Source organism: Oceanobacillus oncorhynchi (assembly GCF_000821065.1).
In the GTDB taxonomy this organism is placed as follows: domain Bacteria; phylum Bacillota; class Bacilli; order Bacillales; family Amphibacillaceae; genus Oceanobacillus; species Oceanobacillus oncorhynchi.
In genome coordinates this window covers 2,924,682-2,941,622 of record NZ_CDGG01000001.1, presented here as the reverse complement: position 1 = coordinate 2,941,622, position 16,941 = coordinate 2,924,682, and the positions used below count along the sequence as shown (strand labels likewise).

Annotated in this window: 16 protein-coding genes and 1 pseudogene; all 17 read right to left on the bottom strand. The window is 35.2% G+C overall.

All coding sequences use genetic code 11. The features are described from left to right. Positions 1-37: 37 nt before the first annotated feature. The 17 genes and pseudogenes from BN997_RS14080 to BN997_RS14000 all read right to left on the bottom strand — a co-directional run bounded on the left by BN997_RS14080 (position 38) and on the right by BN997_RS14000 (position 16,889). On the bottom strand, positions 38-1,123 hold the full coding sequence (locus BN997_RS14080; protein WP_042533210.1) for a sensor histidine kinase: 1,086 nt from the start codon (positions 1,121-1,123) through the stop codon (positions 38-40). Further along, a complete protein-coding gene (locus BN997_RS14075; RefSeq protein ID WP_042533208.1) occupies positions 1,110-1,793 on the bottom strand; it encodes a response regulator transcription factor in 684 nt (227 codons plus the stop codon). The genes BN997_RS14080 and BN997_RS14075 overlap by 14 nt, the downstream gene beginning before the upstream one ends. Before the next feature lie 33 nt (positions 1,794-1,826). After that, a complete protein-coding gene (locus BN997_RS14070) occupies positions 1,827-2,447 on the bottom strand; it encodes a peroxiredoxin family protein (protein ID WP_042533206.1) in 621 nt (206 codons plus the stop codon). Between the two features lie 16 nt (positions 2,448-2,463). Continuing rightward, a complete protein-coding gene (locus BN997_RS14065; protein ID WP_042533204.1) occupies positions 2,464-3,222 on the bottom strand; it encodes a cytochrome c biogenesis CcdA family protein in 759 nt (252 codons plus the stop codon). Beyond that, positions 3,219-3,875 (bottom strand): hypothetical protein, encoded by a 657-nt coding sequence (locus BN997_RS22965; protein WP_042533201.1) that lies wholly within the window; start codon positions 3,873-3,875, stop codon positions 3,219-3,221. Before BN997_RS22965 ends, BN997_RS14065 begins: the two co-directional genes overlap by 4 nt. Positions 3,876-4,259: 384 nt before the next feature. Continuing rightward, positions 4,260-5,219: a thioredoxin-disulfide reductase gene (gene trxB, locus BN997_RS14055; RefSeq protein ID WP_042533199.1), complete on the bottom strand. Its 960-nt coding sequence runs from the start codon at positions 5,217-5,219 to the stop codon at positions 4,260-4,262. A 282-nt stretch (positions 5,220-5,501) separates the two neighbouring features. Then, on the bottom strand, positions 5,502-6,173 hold the full coding sequence (locus BN997_RS14050; RefSeq protein WP_042533197.1) for an ArsR/SmtB family transcription factor: 672 nt from the start codon (positions 6,171-6,173) through the stop codon (positions 5,502-5,504). A 377-nt stretch (positions 6,174-6,550) separates the two neighbouring features. Then, the gene (locus tag BN997_RS14045; protein ID WP_042533195.1) at positions 6,551-7,510 is read right to left on the bottom strand and encodes a cation diffusion facilitator family transporter; all 960 of its coding nucleotides are present in this window, start codon (positions 7,508-7,510) and stop codon (positions 6,551-6,553) included. Between the two features lie 185 nt (positions 7,511-7,695). Next, on the bottom strand, positions 7,696-8,019 hold the full coding sequence (locus BN997_RS14040) for an ArsR/SmtB family transcription factor (protein ID WP_042533193.1): 324 nt from the start codon (positions 8,017-8,019) through the stop codon (positions 7,696-7,698). 144 nt (positions 8,020-8,163) lie between these two features. Beyond that, positions 8,164-9,066 carry an ROK family protein gene (locus BN997_RS14035; protein WP_042533191.1) on the bottom strand — a complete coding sequence of 301 codons (903 nt, stop codon included), beginning with the start codon at positions 9,064-9,066 and terminating at the stop codon, positions 8,164-8,166. 181 nt (positions 9,067-9,247) lie between these two features. Continuing rightward, positions 9,248-9,574, bottom strand: a complete 327-nt coding sequence (locus BN997_RS14030) for a hypothetical protein (protein WP_042536142.1) — start codon at positions 9,572-9,574, stop codon at positions 9,248-9,250. 332 nt (positions 9,575-9,906) lie between these two features. After that, positions 9,907-11,022: an IS4 family transposase gene (locus BN997_RS14025; protein WP_042533189.1), complete on the bottom strand. Its 1,116-nt coding sequence runs from the start codon at positions 11,020-11,022 to the stop codon at positions 9,907-9,909. Positions 11,023-11,378: 356 nt separating this feature from the next. Then, positions 11,379-11,840, bottom strand: coding sequence for a VanZ family protein (locus tag BN997_RS14020; RefSeq protein WP_042533187.1), 462 nt, complete (start codon positions 11,838-11,840; stop codon positions 11,379-11,381). A gap of 161 nt (positions 11,841-12,001) precedes the next feature. Beyond that, positions 12,002-13,039: an IS1096 element passenger TnpR family protein gene (locus BN997_RS22615; protein ID WP_139089096.1), complete on the bottom strand. Its 1,038-nt coding sequence runs from the start codon at positions 13,037-13,039 to the stop codon at positions 12,002-12,004. Between the two features lie 451 nt (positions 13,040-13,490). Continuing rightward, positions 13,491-13,925, bottom strand: coding sequence for a VOC family protein (locus BN997_RS14010; RefSeq protein WP_212928292.1), 435 nt, complete (start codon positions 13,923-13,925; stop codon positions 13,491-13,493). A 220-nt stretch (positions 13,926-14,145) separates the two neighbouring features. Next, positions 14,146-14,759 (bottom strand): annotated as a pseudogene (locus BN997_RS14005) (PH domain-containing protein). Positions 14,760-15,095: 336 nt separating this feature from the next. Next, the gene (locus BN997_RS14000) at positions 15,096-16,889 is read right to left on the bottom strand and encodes a recombinase family protein (protein ID WP_042533185.1); all 1,794 of its coding nucleotides are present in this window, start codon (positions 16,887-16,889) and stop codon (positions 15,096-15,098) included. Positions 16,890-16,941 lie beyond the last annotated feature (52 nt).

Here is a 16,941-nt window from a genome sequence, read left to right as displayed (position 1 = left end):
CAATTATCATTCTCTCTATTAAAGGTTATTATATATTTCAGGAGAAAGGAATAATAAGCCAAAAAGTATGTATATGCCCTTCCGTATGGACTCCTATTTTCCCGTGGTGCCGTTCAATAATTTCCTTTGAAATCGCAAGCCCTAAGCCGGATCCCCCAAATTCACGTGACCTGGAAGTTTCTACACGATAAAATCTTTCAAAAATCCGTTCTTTATCTTTTTCTGGAATCTTTCTTCCAGGACCTGTTATAGAAATTTTATATTCATCAGCGTTTTTTTCTCCTTTTATGGTAATTGGCCCTGCGCCTTCATAATAACGAATGGCGTTATCTATTAAATTGCTGATAACCTGAGAAATACTTGTACGATTTATAACAGCTGTACCTTGATGGGCATCAATCTCTATATCAATATGCTTCTTTTTCAAGGACCACTGAAATATTTTAATTGATCTTTCAATGAATTCTTGCATATTTATTGGTTCTTTTTCGTAAAAAGAATATGCTTGCATATCGTCCCATTCCTTTAACTGTTCCATTTGTTCAACTAACTGTGTTAACTTTGACGATTCTGCATAAAGAGATTGGTATAATTTCTTATCTCCTTCCATGACTCCGTTTTGTAGGGCAAGTAAATAACCATTTAAGTTTGTTAACGGTGTACGAAATTCATGAGATAAATCAGATACAAGATTTGTCCTATGCTGTTCATTGGTTTCTAATTGTTGAACCAAATCATTAAAATGACGGATTAATTCACTTACTTCTCCATCTCCCTTTACATAAATGGAGCTTGGGTACTGCCCTTTTTTCATTTCTTTTGTAGATTGGATTAATTCTTTTAAAGGCTGGATCATTTTTTTTGTTAAATAAAAATGAATCAAACTGCCTACAATAACAGCAGAAACACTAAACAACCATAAGTATTGAAAAAGCGTTGCTTGGAATTGACTCTGCTTTTGAGCAGTCATCGAGGTTAGTCCATCTGCCAGCGTACAAGCTGTATTATAAATTGCCCAGCTGCTAAACATTACAAAAGCTACAATTATGATGATATTGATAAATGTCAATTGAAATAAAAAACGTCTTGGAAGAAAACTCCTCCCCCATTTATTCTGTAACAAATTTATACCCCATTCCTCGAACTGTCATAATACGCTTTGGAGATGCAGGATTCTCTTCAATTTTTTTACGCAACTTTTTGATGTGGGCATCAATGGTTCGGTCGGATACTAATTTATCTGCATAAGGATATAATTGCTCCATTAAACTTTCCCTGGAAATCACTATATTAGGATTTTCCATAAAATAGTACAAAAGATGAAATTCATGCTTGGTTAACTCTAATTGCGTATTAAATAACAATACTTCCCCTTTTCGAGGCTTAATACAAAGCCCATTGTAAGCAATTTTTTGGCAAAACTGTCCTGTACGGCGAAGAACTGCTTCTATATGAGCAAGAAGCTCATCCGGGTCAAAAGGTTTTACTAAATAATCGTCTGCTCCCATCTTTAACCCATTAATCTTATCTTCTGTACGTGATTTGGCTGAAAGCATAATAATAGAAACCTCATTACGTTCTTGTTCACGAATCCACAAACAGAATTCTTCGCCGCTTAACTTTGGAAGCATAAGATCTAGAATAATAAGACAAGGATGTTCCGTTAAAAAAACCGCTTTTGCCTCTTCTCCGTCTGCAGCTGTAAAAACTTCATAATCCGCTTTTTGTAGATAAATACGGATAAGTTCACGTATCATTTTGTCATCCTCAACAACTAATACTGTCTGCTTCATCCCCATTCCTTCTTTCTAATCTTTTATAAAAAATTACTTCATTTTCTCAAACTCTTGAACCATAAAATCATAGTTCAAAGAACCAAAGGCTTTAAATGCCACTACTCCATTTGAGTTTATCATATATGATGTGGGTATTGGTTGAATCATATATTGTTCGGCGACTTCTATTTTCTCATCCAGTAAAATTGGAAACGTTAATTCGTATTCATTTACAAAATCCTGCACCTGCTGCAGATTATTTTCTGTCTCTGTTAAATTAACTGCTAAAATAACAATATCCTTGTCCTGATAAAAGGCTTCCATATCCGGCATTTCCGCTCTGCATGGCGGACACCACGTCGCCCAGAAATTAATCATTACTTTTTTCCCTCGGTAATCAGATAACTTCACTGTTTCACCTGCCAGCGTCTGGAGTTCAAAATCTGGTGCCATATTTCCAACCTCCAGACCGACTTCCGTGTTTTCTCCTGCCGCCGAGTCCCCCTCTTCATTATCTGCTGCTTCTAATTGCTCTCTCACGTCTTCCTCTACACTGCTATTCTCTTCTACAGGCACAAATTCATCCGTGGATTGTCTGCTGGAATCTATAAAATCATACAGTGCCCACCCAATCATTCCTACAATAATCATAGTGAAAATCCATTTTTTCATTACAACGCTCCTCCTCTTAGCCTAACCTAGACAACCAAGTATCCTCTACCAAATCAAGTAAAAAACCTGAAATAAAAGGCATCCATCCAAAGAACAAAACAATACCCATGATAATCATCATTATTGCTCCAATTTTCATAATGATATTACTATGCCGGACAATCCACCTTGTTTTTCCTATAAACAAGGTCAGAACAAGAAATGGAATTGCAAAACCGATAACATATAAAAAAGTGTAGAATATTCCCTGACCAGGATTGCTTGCAGCTAAAAATAATATAGACCCAAAAATCGGCCCAATACAGGGTGTCCAACCGGCAGCAAAACCTAACCCTACAAAAAATGTGCCGACATATCCCGCTTGTTTTTTTCTTGAATGAAAACGATGCTCTCTCATTAAAAAAGGTATATTTATCCATCCTGCTATAAATAAACCCATAATGATAATAAAAATACCTGCTATTCTTTGTATAAATAATCCCGAATCTCCAAACAGCAAATTCTGTACCCATTGTCCCAGAAGAGAAGCTCCTGCTCCCAAACTAATGAACACCAGCGAAACTCCTAATAAAAAAAGCAAAGAATGAGCAAATAGTTGACGAAGAATTTGAACATTCTTGTTTCCCTGTAACTCTTTTACACTAATTCCAGTTATGTATGACATATAGGCTGGAAAAATCGGTAATACACAGGGGGATAAAAAAGATAATACGCCTGCCCCCATTGCTAAAAACATACCAGTAAGCAGCATTGTATCTGCTTCAATCATACTCATTGTTTAAACCCTCGCTTTGTTTTATAGAATAAATTGGATAATGCTAAAACAATAATAAAAAAGATACTAATAAACCATGGGTCCATCATATAACCAAAAACCGTTACGAAAGGCTGCATGAAAGATAAGGTTATTATACCGAGCGACCAGCTGCCCAGGATAATAAGCAACAATAATTTTATTTGAATCCGTTCCCTGAGGAAAAAGTATAAAATTATTAGAACAGAGAGCAGTAATAAGTATCCGAATGCATATACATTATCTTTTAAAATAATTTCAAGAAATTCGTATAAAAAAGAAGCAACTAAAAATACATGTACAAAGGATTCCATAAAAGGACACAAATCCAATTTCTTTTGTTTATCCTTATAAATCAGCATAATAATACTTGCAAACACTGCAAAATAAAAAGCCATTGAATTAGCAGGATAAGCCAGTATTGTTAATGGATCAGACAGGAAACTGGAAAGATTTAGTATGATTTTCCCTGCCCACATAAAGAGAACAAAATTAATTAGTTGGGATACGATTTCTGCTATATGCTTTTTCTTCATTTTTATAGGCAGGTTACTCATGATATAAAATGAAAGGCACCCTACCAAAAAGCTGGCAGCAATGATTCCTGCCGCAATTAATTTACTTGCTATCACCATTCAGATACTCCTCCATTTCAAACGCTCTCCTTTCCTATCGTACTTGTTTAATGTGAAAATTTGATGAAAGGATTTAAAATAACTTTTCATAATAAAACGGGTCTAATTTTTTTAGTTTCAGCAAAATGTCTGCAATAAAATAAGTAAACTCAAATGCGTGTAGTTACTGTGAAATATTCTGTGAAAAGGTTTCAAACATAAAAAATACCTCTTTAATTTAGGTTAGTTAATTTATCCATACCCACTTTCAAAACAAAACCTAAATTTACAGAGGGAACCGTTCCAACGTATTTATCTTGGGTGATTCTTTTTATAATCAAAATAGGGGTGCTGCATAATCAATTAACTGATTATGCAGCACCCCTATTTTTTATTTTTAATGATTTATAATTGTCTTTCTGGGACACTTAACACTTCAGCAAGGCTTTCCACATATTTTATTGCTGTTTCAGCTGCTATACTTCCATCCCCGGTCGCTGTTACAATTTGCCGAAGATTTTTTGCTCTAATATCACCAGCAGCAAAGATTCCAGGGATTTCTGTCTCCATATTTTCATTGGTAAGAATATACCCTGTATCATCTGTAATACCCAATTCTGTAAACGGGTCATTTAATGGAAGCATCCCAATATAAATAAATATCCCATTTGTATTAAAGTCATAGACTTCATCAGACTTCATATTTTTTAAAGTAATACTGCTTACTTTTCCATCTGTTTCATTAAATTTTTCTGGAACAGTATCCCAAATGAAATTAATTTTTTCATTATCAAATGCGCGCTGCTGCAGAATTTTTTGGGCGCGAAGCTGATCACGTCGATGGATAATAGTGACTTTATTTGCGAATCGAGTTAAATAAACACCCTCTTCAATTGCAGAGTCTCCTCCACCTATAACAACGATATCCTTCTCCTTAAAGAATGCACCGTCACATACTGCACAGTAAGATACACCGCGCCCTCCAAGCTCTTCCTCACCAGGAACACCAATTTTTTTGTATTGGGCTCCAGTCGCAATAATTAAAGATTTTGTACGATATTCTTTTTTTCCAGCATGGATAATCTTATAACTTCCATGATTCTCAATGGACTTGATATCCCCGTATGCATATTCTGCTCCGAATTTTTTTGCATGCTCAAACATTTTATTCGATAAATCGGGTCCTAAAATATGCTCATATCCGGGATAGTTTTCCACGTCCTCTGTATTTGCCATTTGACCGCCAGGAATTCCTCGTTCTAACATTAAGGTATCTAAATTTGCACGAGACGCATAAACAGCTGCTGTCATTCCAGCAGGTCCTGCACCGGCAATAATAACATCATACATTTTTTCTTCAGACATTTAATTTCCTCCTTAAATAAAAAATAAGTTCATTCCTCCCCTCTTTCTAGAGAGGCACTCCTATGAATGTTTCCTAAATAAAATCTCTCGTTTATTTTATATTCAATTGAATAATTAAATATAAAATAAAAAAATATACTGTCAACATGATTGCTTTATTTAGTAAAATAACACTGTGCTGACAACTAAAACTAATCCTGCAATAAATTGAATTAATGTTATTTTTTAGAAGCTGCCAAGATGGCAGCTTCTATCTTATTAATTAACGTAAAATAATTATTTCTAATGACTTACGTTTAAATATTTATCCCATTCATAAACACTGTCTTCCATACTGAAAGCTGTAAAGCCATTTTCCTTTAGCTTTTGTGCCGCCATAGCAGAAGCTGCACAAAATTTCCCCCGGCAGTATACAATAATTTCATTATCCTTTGGTAATTTTTGAAGATATACATCTAAACGATCCTCTGGTACAGAAATAGCCCCTTCAATATGCCTGTAATTAAATTCTTCTTCTGTTCTTAAATCTAAAAGTGTAATATTATCTTTTTCTAATTTTTCATATAACTCTTCCAACGTAAGTACGTTAACATCATCAATATTCTCTAAAAAATCCCTTTTTATTTGATTAATATCAGAAAGATGATTTTCACTAATCTTCCATAAAGAATTTAAAAAATCAGCAACGGAGTCATCGGAAAGTGAGTAGTATGCATAAGTCCCTTTTTTTGTAAACTTTACTAATTTAGAATCATTTAGAACTTGAAGATGACGGGACACATTTGCAATGGCCATCCCGGAAAGTTCAGCCAGTTTTTCCACTGTTTTTGGTCCATGTGTTAATAAACTTAATAATTCAAGACGTTTATCACTAGAAAGGCTTTTCCCAATTCTTGATAACTGTTTATATAATTGATCTTTATATTCTGTTGCAGATAATAGAGATTCCCTCATACTCATCACCTTTTCATGAAGTGTATTTAAATTGATATTAGATTAAAATAGAATGATACAGCCAAGTATTAATGTAAATTTCACCATATCAACTATTCAATCGTTTAATTGAATTATATAGTGAAAAAGATTTTTAGTCAAGTGTTACCTCAGCTTTACCGCGTTAATAAGAGTTTTTTTAATAAGTACAATTTTTCTAAGAAAATAAAAAAAGTTTTTCGTTGTATTCTTACAAAGTGAGAATGAATTAAAGTTGTTTTAACATATACTCTAAAATTTCATAGTCCATCCATTACTGCAAACAAAAATAGAGACTTCCATTCTTCCTGTGAAGTCTCTATTTTAAAACTCTTAGATTTGCACCCTGGCCTGCTGAATCAATGACTATGCCCATGATGGTGATGCTCTTCCATCACATACTCTGCCTGACACATAATTGTATCTTCATGAGGATGCTCCCCTGTTTCTACTTGAATCGTGACATGACCGATATTCTCTTGCTCCAATTCATGCTCAATTTTCCGGAGCAGCTGCTGACTTTCTTCCACAGTCATCTGGCCATCGACAATAATATGGCAGGAAAGCACATTCTGTCCGCTGGTTACACTCCATACATGCAGGTCATGAATTCCCTCGACACCATCTATATCACTCATCTTTTGAACGACATTTTCTAAATTCACGTTGGCAGGGGTCCCTTCCATCAATACATGGATAGAGGCTTTCGTTACCCGCCAGCCGCTTACTAAAATAAGCAATGCTACCAGCACACTTGCCACCGTATCTGCCCAAGTCCATTGAAAGAAAATGATAAGAAGTGCTGCAATAATCGCACCTACTGATCCTAATAAATCACCTAAAACATGAAGGAACGCAGCTCGCATATTCAAATTATTTTCTGTATCTCCGCCGCGCAGCATGATAAATGCTACAATAATATTGACAAGCAAACCAATAACAGCAATGATTAACATTCCCGTGGAAGCTACTTCCGGCGGATCAAACAATCGCTGATAACCTTCATAAAAAATATAGATGGATACAATAAGTAATGTGGCACCATTGATGACCGCTGCCAGTATTTCAAAGCGCTTGTATCCATATGTCTTCCCGTAATTGGCAGCTCTTTCTCCCAATTTAAAAGCAATTAATGCAATTAATAAAGAGATGGAATCACTCAGCATATGTCCCGCATCGGCTAAAAGAGCTAAGCTGTTTGTCAGCAAACCTCCAATAACTTCTATAACCATAAACGCCGTGATAACAAGAAAACTAATCAGCAGCGTCTTTTTGTTTGCACCATGTGTATGATCATGGCTGTGATGATCGTGTCCCATGCTAAAACCTCCTTTATGTTTATATTCATATATACGCATATAGTTCGCTTGCAGAAATCTTCCGCCTGCCTTCTAATTTAAGAAGCACCGCTATTTTTTTGGATATATCTTTTCATCATTAGGTTAGTATGTAATCATATACAAATATTAAAACGATTACTTTTATAACATCAATGGTTTTGATACTAACTATGACAAGCATGGTCTATCATTTGTTTTAATATCAGCATAACGTGCTCATCATCATGAGAATAGTAAAGCGTGGTTCCTGCCCGGCGATATTTCACAAGCCGAAGATTCTTCAAAAATCGCAATTGATGAGATACGGTCGATTGCCTGATATCCAACGTATCTGCAATTTCATTAACGGAACATTCTTTTTGAAAAAGCAGATGAAGAATTCGGACTCTTGTCGGGTCTCCTAATGCTTTAAAGGTCTGTGTAACGATAAATAATGTTTCTTCATCGATTTCCTTAGAAGGACTATTTTCAAACTCCAGCTCTTCCATTGTTTTATTGGCCTCCCTTTTAACTGTTGTTATTTATTAATTTGCTTATATGAACATATTAACATATAACCATTTAACTTTCAATGAGAAGCCTTTTTGTATCCTTCTTTTTAGAAGGCATTAAATACAAAAAGGCAGCTCCCATCACCCATTCAGCAAATTTCCTGTTTTCAGCAGGTGGTGATATGTAGCACCTACCATCCCTGAGTGATTTTTAAAATAACAGGTGTTGATTTCTAACCAATCCTCATTTAATTCATATGCTTTTAACTGTGATTTTAATTCACTAATAAACGAATCACGATTAGAAATTCCTCCTCCTATTAATATTTTTGCTGGATTAATAATATAAAAAATATGATATATTAAATTCGCAATATGATCATAAAACGTGGATATAATTTCTATTGCGTCTGCATCGCCCTCATCAAAGGCTTGAAACACCGCTTCTCCAGTTACTTGGCTTAGCGGAATTTCTTTTACAGATGAAAATTGTTTTCGTATAACTGCCATCGTAGCTTTAAGATTTAAGGAATTACTGAAAAGGTTCGGTGTTTTGTCCGGGCTGGTTTTCATATATCCAAATTCACCTGCGCGGTGCGAGACACCTCTATATAACTGATTATTAAGAAATAAGGCTCCTCCGATGCCGGTGCCAATGGTCATACAAACAAAATCGGTATCCTCCCGAGCATTCCCCAGCCATTTTTCTGCATAAGCCACGCAATTAACATCATTTTCAATCGTAACAGGAATAGACAGCTTTTCATCCAGATAGGATTTCATATTGAAATGATCAAAATCTCTATATGCTCCACCATTTTCAATGTAGCCGCTTTCCGCATCAATAAAGCCTGGAGCGCTGATTGCCAGCCCATTGATTTCGTTGTATTTAGAAGAGGCAATCTCTACAATCTTGTCCAGTACAAAGTTACCGTTTGTATTTTTTGAAGAGAATAATTCTACTTCTAATATATCTCCCTGTTCATTTAATATGCCATATTTTATTTCCGTACCGCCTATATCAAATGCTAAATACTGCTTCATTATAAATCCCCCAATATGAACTTATATCAAACGATGCTATTCTACAATTTTGTAATATAATTACTTCCCCTGCAAGTTCCTTATACATTACGAATAAATTCTTATTGCATTTCTTGCTTCTTTTGCTTGATACAGAGCCAAATCCGCCCTGGCAAACCACTGCGAGATATCTACTCCCTCTTTATATACCGCCATTCTTTCCCTGGTGCGAAATGCGTTTAGAATACATCACTGCCGTACCAATCGCGAGGAATATCACATTCAGAATGCTTGGTACGGCAATAAACCTCCAAATATAGATTGGAACAGACGTGCTAAGCAAATCCGTCCGGACAATAATAAGGCTGAGAAGGCATTCTATAATAAAAGTAAAAATCACCAGCCAAATGGATAATTTATAATGAAACCAGAGCCAGTCCTTATCCAGCCTTGCATATTCCTTTTCAATTTCAGGAATACTGGTGGCATTTTTTTCGTCTGGATCTAACGTTATTGTATTCTGTCCCATAGCTGCCCTCACACTTTAATTATCTTTTTCTGCCATGAAGCAGGTCCAACGTATATGAAAAATTCCATTAGATACTAAGAAGCTATCACGCTTTTCACTAACGTCTAAAAACTGCAGAGATAATGATAATTTAGTTTATTTTAATCAAATTAGTTCTTATTTCATATTAGCATATCACTAGCGTTGCATAAATATAATAAGAATATTCTGTTAAATAGTTCTCAGTAATTTTCGCCAAAAAATCAACAACCTAATAAAGGTGTTTCTGCCCATTTGGTAAATATATACATTTGTGCCAATATTCCTGGTGGTTTCCTGTTCTCATTTCTTTATCAAGGGACCGTTTTCTTTTCAAAACGACGCAGCCAAAGATAAGCCGGTTTCCATATAGCTGCCTTTAACCAGCGAACAATACGGAGTAATTTCTTCTCACTCTGTGTTTCTAATTGAATGAGTACATGTAAACAATAGGTGATAAGTGCCAAATAGATTTGATTTTGTAAAGCTGTTTCACTCATTCCAAAAAAGTGTTTGATTTTCACGTGCTGTTTCAACCATTTAAAAAACAGCTCTATTGACCAGCGTGAACGATAAATGTTGCTTATTTCCTCGGATTCTAAATCAAATCGATTGGTAATTAATCGTAATTGATTTCCTTTTGTATCGGTTACTTCGAGGAGACGAAACACATTTTCACAACGCTTTTGCGTGGATCCGATATAAACCATTTGATCGGATAACACGTTGGAGTTGGAAGGAACAGAAAAAGCGTAAACCTTCCGTGTGACAGAATTTTTCTTAAGTCTGGATACGAAAAAGTAACCATCGTCTGTCATTCGGTCAAAGCGCTCGTAATCCATATAGCCACGATCAAAGACATACATGGCTTCCTTATCATCCACCAGTATTTCCAATTGATTGCGGTCATGTTCCTTCGCTGGTGTTATCGCAGCTTTTTCCGGATAAACCGTATCCTGGTTCATAAAAACCAATCGCAAATGTAACTTAACCCCCGCTTTGGTTTTTCGAAACTTAGCCCACTTATAACGGGTGAGGTTAAGGGGCAGCGTACTGGAATCAATAATCTTTAAAGGGAGTCCTTTCATGGCTTTGTTTTCATAGCTTTTGATCTGGTAAACCAAATCTAAAAATAGGGTCGCTAAGATAGAAGGATTGATTTCATTATTTTTACGGGAAAGCTGGGAAGCACTAATGCTTTCTATTCCGCTCGCTTTCTGAAAATCAGCATCTAAAAGTGCATCGCTTAGAGCTTGGAGTCCTTCTGTTTCATGAACCTGCGCATAAAGCATCAACTTCAAATAGGCTTCTGTCGTCAGTTTTTTTGTATAGGTATCTTGTTGATGAATCGTTACTTGTTCGCAAAGTTTTTTGAAATTTATTGGTGCAATCCATTTACCAAATGCATTTTTTCGTGTATTCTTGTCCATAAGTGGTTTCCTTTATATTGGATTTGGACAGAAATTCACCTGACCAATTCATTATAAAGGATTTTTTTATGGCTTAAAACAGGAAAAACCGAAAATTAGGATTATTCCGTATTATTAGACATAATTAATGCAACGCTAGTGTTAGCATATATGGAAAAAATAGTTGTAATTTTTGTTTTTTATCCAGTGATTCAAATTAAAAACAGCCTTTATACTTTTTGTTGTTGAAGTATAAAGACTTTCTTTGAATTTCTCTAAAGCTTCTAGAATTTTTTATACATATCAAACTGCAGAAGCATTAAAACCATTGGGAAGCTATCATTAAAAAACAATGAACTGCAAAGCAAAACCATTTGTCAGCGGATACGCTTTTTGTTGCGCCGCTTTACCAGCTTGGAAATTAGTAAATAAATGACAATTCCTGTGCTCGCACCACCACTATCAATCAAGACATCTCTCACCTCTCCGGATCTCCCGGGGATAAATAACTGATGCACCTCATCTGTGATGGCATACAGAATACAAATCAACAAGGCAATACCTATACCTCGCTTGCCAAATACACCGCTTCTTCTTAATCCGTTCAAAACGAGAATGCCCAGTATTAAATAAGCAAAAAAGTGCGCATTTTTTCTAATGATATGATGCAGCTCTTCTATATGGAACTGGAATGAAGAAGCAAGATTCTCCAAGGTGTTTATAATTATTTCGGTAATTCCTGAACTGAGTTCATTGGAAATGGCAGCAGGCTGATGGGATAAATAAAAAATAAGCGCCATCCAAAATATCACTGCCGCCCAGGAGAAGATTTTGTACATGTAACTAGCTCCTTATATATGTGTTTTATCTGCATGAAACATGCACTTATTCAAGTGGCACCTTTCTAAAGCGTATCAGACGGATACTACTCGCTTCTTATGTATGAGAAAAATAATAAATGGTAACCCCTTTAAGAAAGGAATTATTTCCCTTAAACTTTCTATAATAATGTTTTTACAGAAACCTTTTGCGCACTCCAGCCAAGGCTTTTTGCCCAAGCCCGCATCTCAGACTTTTCCAGCCTATCTTCGCTTTCATAAATAGTTCCTAAAAAATTGGCAAATCCGCTTAAGCCGCCAACATCATCACATACGGAGATACCTTGTTTATGAATACAAACTGGTTTATGCTTATCCAAAACCATTGCTTCTGCTTCCGCCAACTCCTCTTGATCTATCAAATTTCGATGTAATAAATCCGCACAATCCTCATATTTGGTGATTTTTACCGTCCAATCATCTCCAAAATCATACTGATAAATGAGTTCATCTGTTACGGGAAACAATTTATTGTCCTGTATTTCTTCCGCTTTCGCAGCGATTACCTTATCCACTTCCAGACGCTCCAGCAAGTTTTCCACATCCCCCTCTAAAGTAAACGCTGAGCGCATTTCAGCAAGAGTTAATTCAACTAATGGCGCTTTCCGGATGGTTCTCATTTCTGTATCAGGATTTTGCTTTTTCCGTTCCAGATAATCCGTAAATGATTCTTTCACTTCAATCATTGTAAAATAATTTAACATTTCCTTCATATCCTGCTTCGCTATTTCCGGCTGCTCCAGTGTCCCCTTATATATGAAAGGCCCTGTATACTTCTTCCTCAACCATGTATGGATACTTCCACTTTTATAATCTTCGTCCCAAAAAAGATCACTTTCTGCTTCAGAAGGAGGTTGAAATAGCGTACCTACTAAATCAGACCAGCCCTTTACCATGCCTCCGGTCAGTTTCTGAAATACAGGATCAGGAAGTTGAAATTTGCGCAGATGCGCATTTTGCCATCCAAATAGTTTTTGAATTGCATAATGAAGGTTGTGCAGCGGCATATCAGATGGAATCAGAATGTCTCGGGATATTGATCCACCAGTTAAAGTCTCCCCATACCGATTCAGCATTCTTTTTTCATAATCCGACAAATAAGCGTCTGTTAATTCCAGATGCAGACGTACGGGGGTAAAGTTTTTATTTGACTTGTCCATATTATTTTTCCTCCTTCTTTTAAATAGATTAAATTATATAGAGAGCTCTAATATTAACGCTTTTCTATCATCACATGATAAAATACGCTATCATTATGATAATAAAAAAGATTATTATTCCTGTAGGAGTTTTTAATAAATTCCCAATAATAACCAGATCCTTCATCACATGATGTCATTATAGCATTCACAAAAGGAACGTTCCTACGATTGTTATTTATTTCAGGGTCATAAGTATATAGTGAAGAAAATTAAAGAGCACCATACCTCGAACAAGGCCTGTTTATAGATTAACGGGTTTGCAATCTCTGCTATTCATATATAGAAAAAACGTTCCTATTTTCCCTAATGAATTTAGTAAACGTTTTGTTTCATTTATATTTGACTGTCATAAAGATTTCAGATGTATGAAACTTTTTAAGTAAGCATCTCTACAAAATAGCACAGATATTTATTCAAAGTCTTTACTTAAAATATCCACGCGTTCTTCAAAGGATACTTCGCGGTGAATCTCATGTAACATCCATACATACCCATAGCTGTCAGCAAACATTGCATTAGAGATGCCCATTTCTTCCATCCTTGTAACAGGCTGTATTTCTGTTGCATTCGCAGCCATCGCTTTTTCATATGTTTCTTGAATGTCCGGAACTGCAATATTGAACCAAAAAGATTGTGTTTCCCCTTCTTTCGGAGCAAATAATTGATATTCAGGATTCTCATCAAGCATGTGAAAACGCGTCCCGTAAATGGTAAATACCGCTTCATTATTTCCTGCTTTAAAATTTGTTTCTTCTACTACTTCTACATCAAAAATAGACTTGTACTGCGCTAAAGCTGCTTTGCTGTCTTTTACAACAAAATCAAATTCCACTCCGTTAATCATTTGGCATTCTCCTAACTTTTAATTAATTCCTATCTTCTACAATACGCTTGTTTTTATTCTACTTTGTCAGTACCTTTTCAGCAATCACCGGAGCACACAGAAAAACCAAATTTCTTCAGCGCTCACGCTTTAAGCAGATATAATGATTATTTTAAAACGTGATTTAATCTGGTCTAATCATGGTGTATCAGGAGCCACTATTCATTATAAAGTTTCCTTATTAATTTTGGTGATATTTTTTAAAAATATCACCAAAATCTTTCAGTGTATTGTCATTGTATGTCGTATTTAGCCAATCAAAAGCAAATTTCGCAGCTTTTTCAAATTCATTCGCTATGGTTCCTTCCTGAAAACGGTTGTCAGTGAATAAGGTTTTGGATAAATCAAGACTATCTTTTGCATAACCTTTCACACGTGCATCACTGTCTTGAATATGTGAAATGGTAACTAATGATTTATATAAATCAGCAATAGCCTCGCCTTCCTTTTTCTCAATATCTACGGAAATAGCTTGTCCTCCAATCGTAAATTTTATTTCAAGGTCCAGATCAATCGTACCAGCCGTTTCTACTGTGACGTTCTGAATAGGATAGCGGTAGTAATCATAGCGATAAATATTCCGCTTACTGCTTGTTGCCTTTTCCCCATCTAAGTGGATGAGGAACGATTCGTAAAGCAGTATTCATCTGATTTCGATTTAATCAGAAAATGAATTTGTTCCCCTTCTTCATGCAATACGTAATCATCTGATTCCGTTTTATCGAAGTTATCCGGTTGAATAATTTTACCAATATCACTCAATCCTAATGCATCACTGGCAATCTTTTTAAACATGCAGTACACTCTCCTCTGATGGAACTTGCCTCAGCTGGATTTTATCATCCAGCATGAAAGGTTTGTTCTGTAATAAATTGTTCTTATAATGCTATATTAATCTAATCATCAAATAATAGAAATTGATTAGGTGAAAAATATATGAATGGCACAAATGGATAAAAAAAGAACTATTTGTTCCGTTCTTTTACTTATCCTACAGTGTTCTGTTGATAGTTCTGTCTTCATCTAGTTCTCCATTTACTTCCATTAAAATAACCGTTATCAATGTATGGTGGTTCAGTTTTTATTTCTCAATCATTCTATTTTGAGACAGCATACCATTCGCTGCCTTTTTCATCCCTTTACTCTTCCATCCTCGACAACACCGTCACAGCCTCTACATGTGTGGTAATTGCTATTGGAACGCAATTCGTTTTCCTCGTTTTCAGTATTGGAATACAATTCATTAAAAGATTCCTTTTTTTTATTTTTTCTCGGAGGTTTAAAACTATTTCCATCTAATGAATCGACTGTTCCAATTTTGTAAATAAATGTTAACTTATATGGATTGTCATTTCCTTCATTATCCACACCACCAACTATTACTTTCTCTATTATACTTTCAAAAACATATCGATCAAAAGTATTTAGACCATTTTCTTTTTCTAGTAATTTTCTAAATTCTAACAATCGTTCTTTAATATCTTTTTCATCATCAAGACTTGATTGTAAATAGGCTTTTCTTCGTTTCTTGTCATCGAGTTTTTTGATTGTCTTATTATATTTATCTTCATATGTTTCTTTATCTAGCCTACCCTCTATATGCATATCAATCAACTTATTTTTCTTTTTCTCTAAAGCTTCAATTTCTATCTCAATTTTAGAAACCTTCTCATATGCTGTATTTACACTTAAACTCTCTTCCATTCTTTCCAAAAATTCTTCTAAGACATCTTGATTATTATTACACATAAGACGATAACTTTCTAAAAATGCTTTTTCAATTATTTCTTCCTGTATCCCTTTACTCTCTGGGCAATATTGTTTTCCTTTTTTTGTACTAGTCATACAATGCCATATTATTTTATGATATGAACTGCCACCATGCCAACTTCGTCTCGACAATATGCTTCCACAATAAGGACATTCAAGCAAGCTGCTAAAAGCGTACTTACGACTATACTTTTCCCTCTTGCCACCATTTCTGTCTACTCTAAGTTTGTTCCGATTCCTGCGTGTTCTAATCTCTTCTGCTTTTTCAAAAATTTCAGCACTGACAATTGGTTCATGGTTATTTTTTATATAGTATTGATCTTCTTCTCCAAAATTACTTAATCTACGTTTTGTAATAGGATCAACTGTAAAGGTTTTCCCCATTAAAAGATCACCTTTATATTTCTCATTCTTAATAATACGAAGTATAGTTGCGTCTTGCCATTTTGTATTGCCTTTTTTTGTTTTATGGCCTAAAGCTTCCAACTCTTTTGCTATCATCTTTCCTCCTGCACCCTGCACATATCTTTCAAATATATATCGTACTATTTCTGCTTCTTTTTCATTTATAGTAAGCGTTTTATCTTCCGGGTTATAATCATAACCAATGCAACCTTGAAAACCTATCAGCTCCCCTCTGCTCATTTTCATTTTTAAGCCTTTTTTTACATTAGCAGAGATATTTTCAACTTCCTGTTGAGCAACCGAACTCAATACTACAAGTAACAATTCTCCATCCATCGTAAGCGTATTAATTTTTTCATCTTCAAAGAAGACTGCAATATCTTTTTCTTTAAACATTCGAACGTATTTAAGCGTGTCTAAAGTATTTCTTGCAAAACGAGATATTGATTTGGTAATAACCATATCAATATCTCCATTCATACAATCATTTATCATTCTTTGAAAATCTTCCCGCTTAACCGTTTGTGTTCCTGTAATCGCTTCATCAGCATAAATACCAGCAAATACCCATTCCGGATTGTTATTAATTAAATCCTTATAATAGGTAACTTGTGACTTATAACTACTTAATTGATCCTCATCATCTGTACTAACCCGACAATATGCAGCTACTCGACGCTGTTCAATAGCTTTGCCTCGCCGATGGCTAAAACGGGAATTGTTTCCTTTTATAATTTCAACCTCTGACATTACAAATCCCTCCTTGGATTTTATTACCAATATTCTACGGCGATTTAAAATA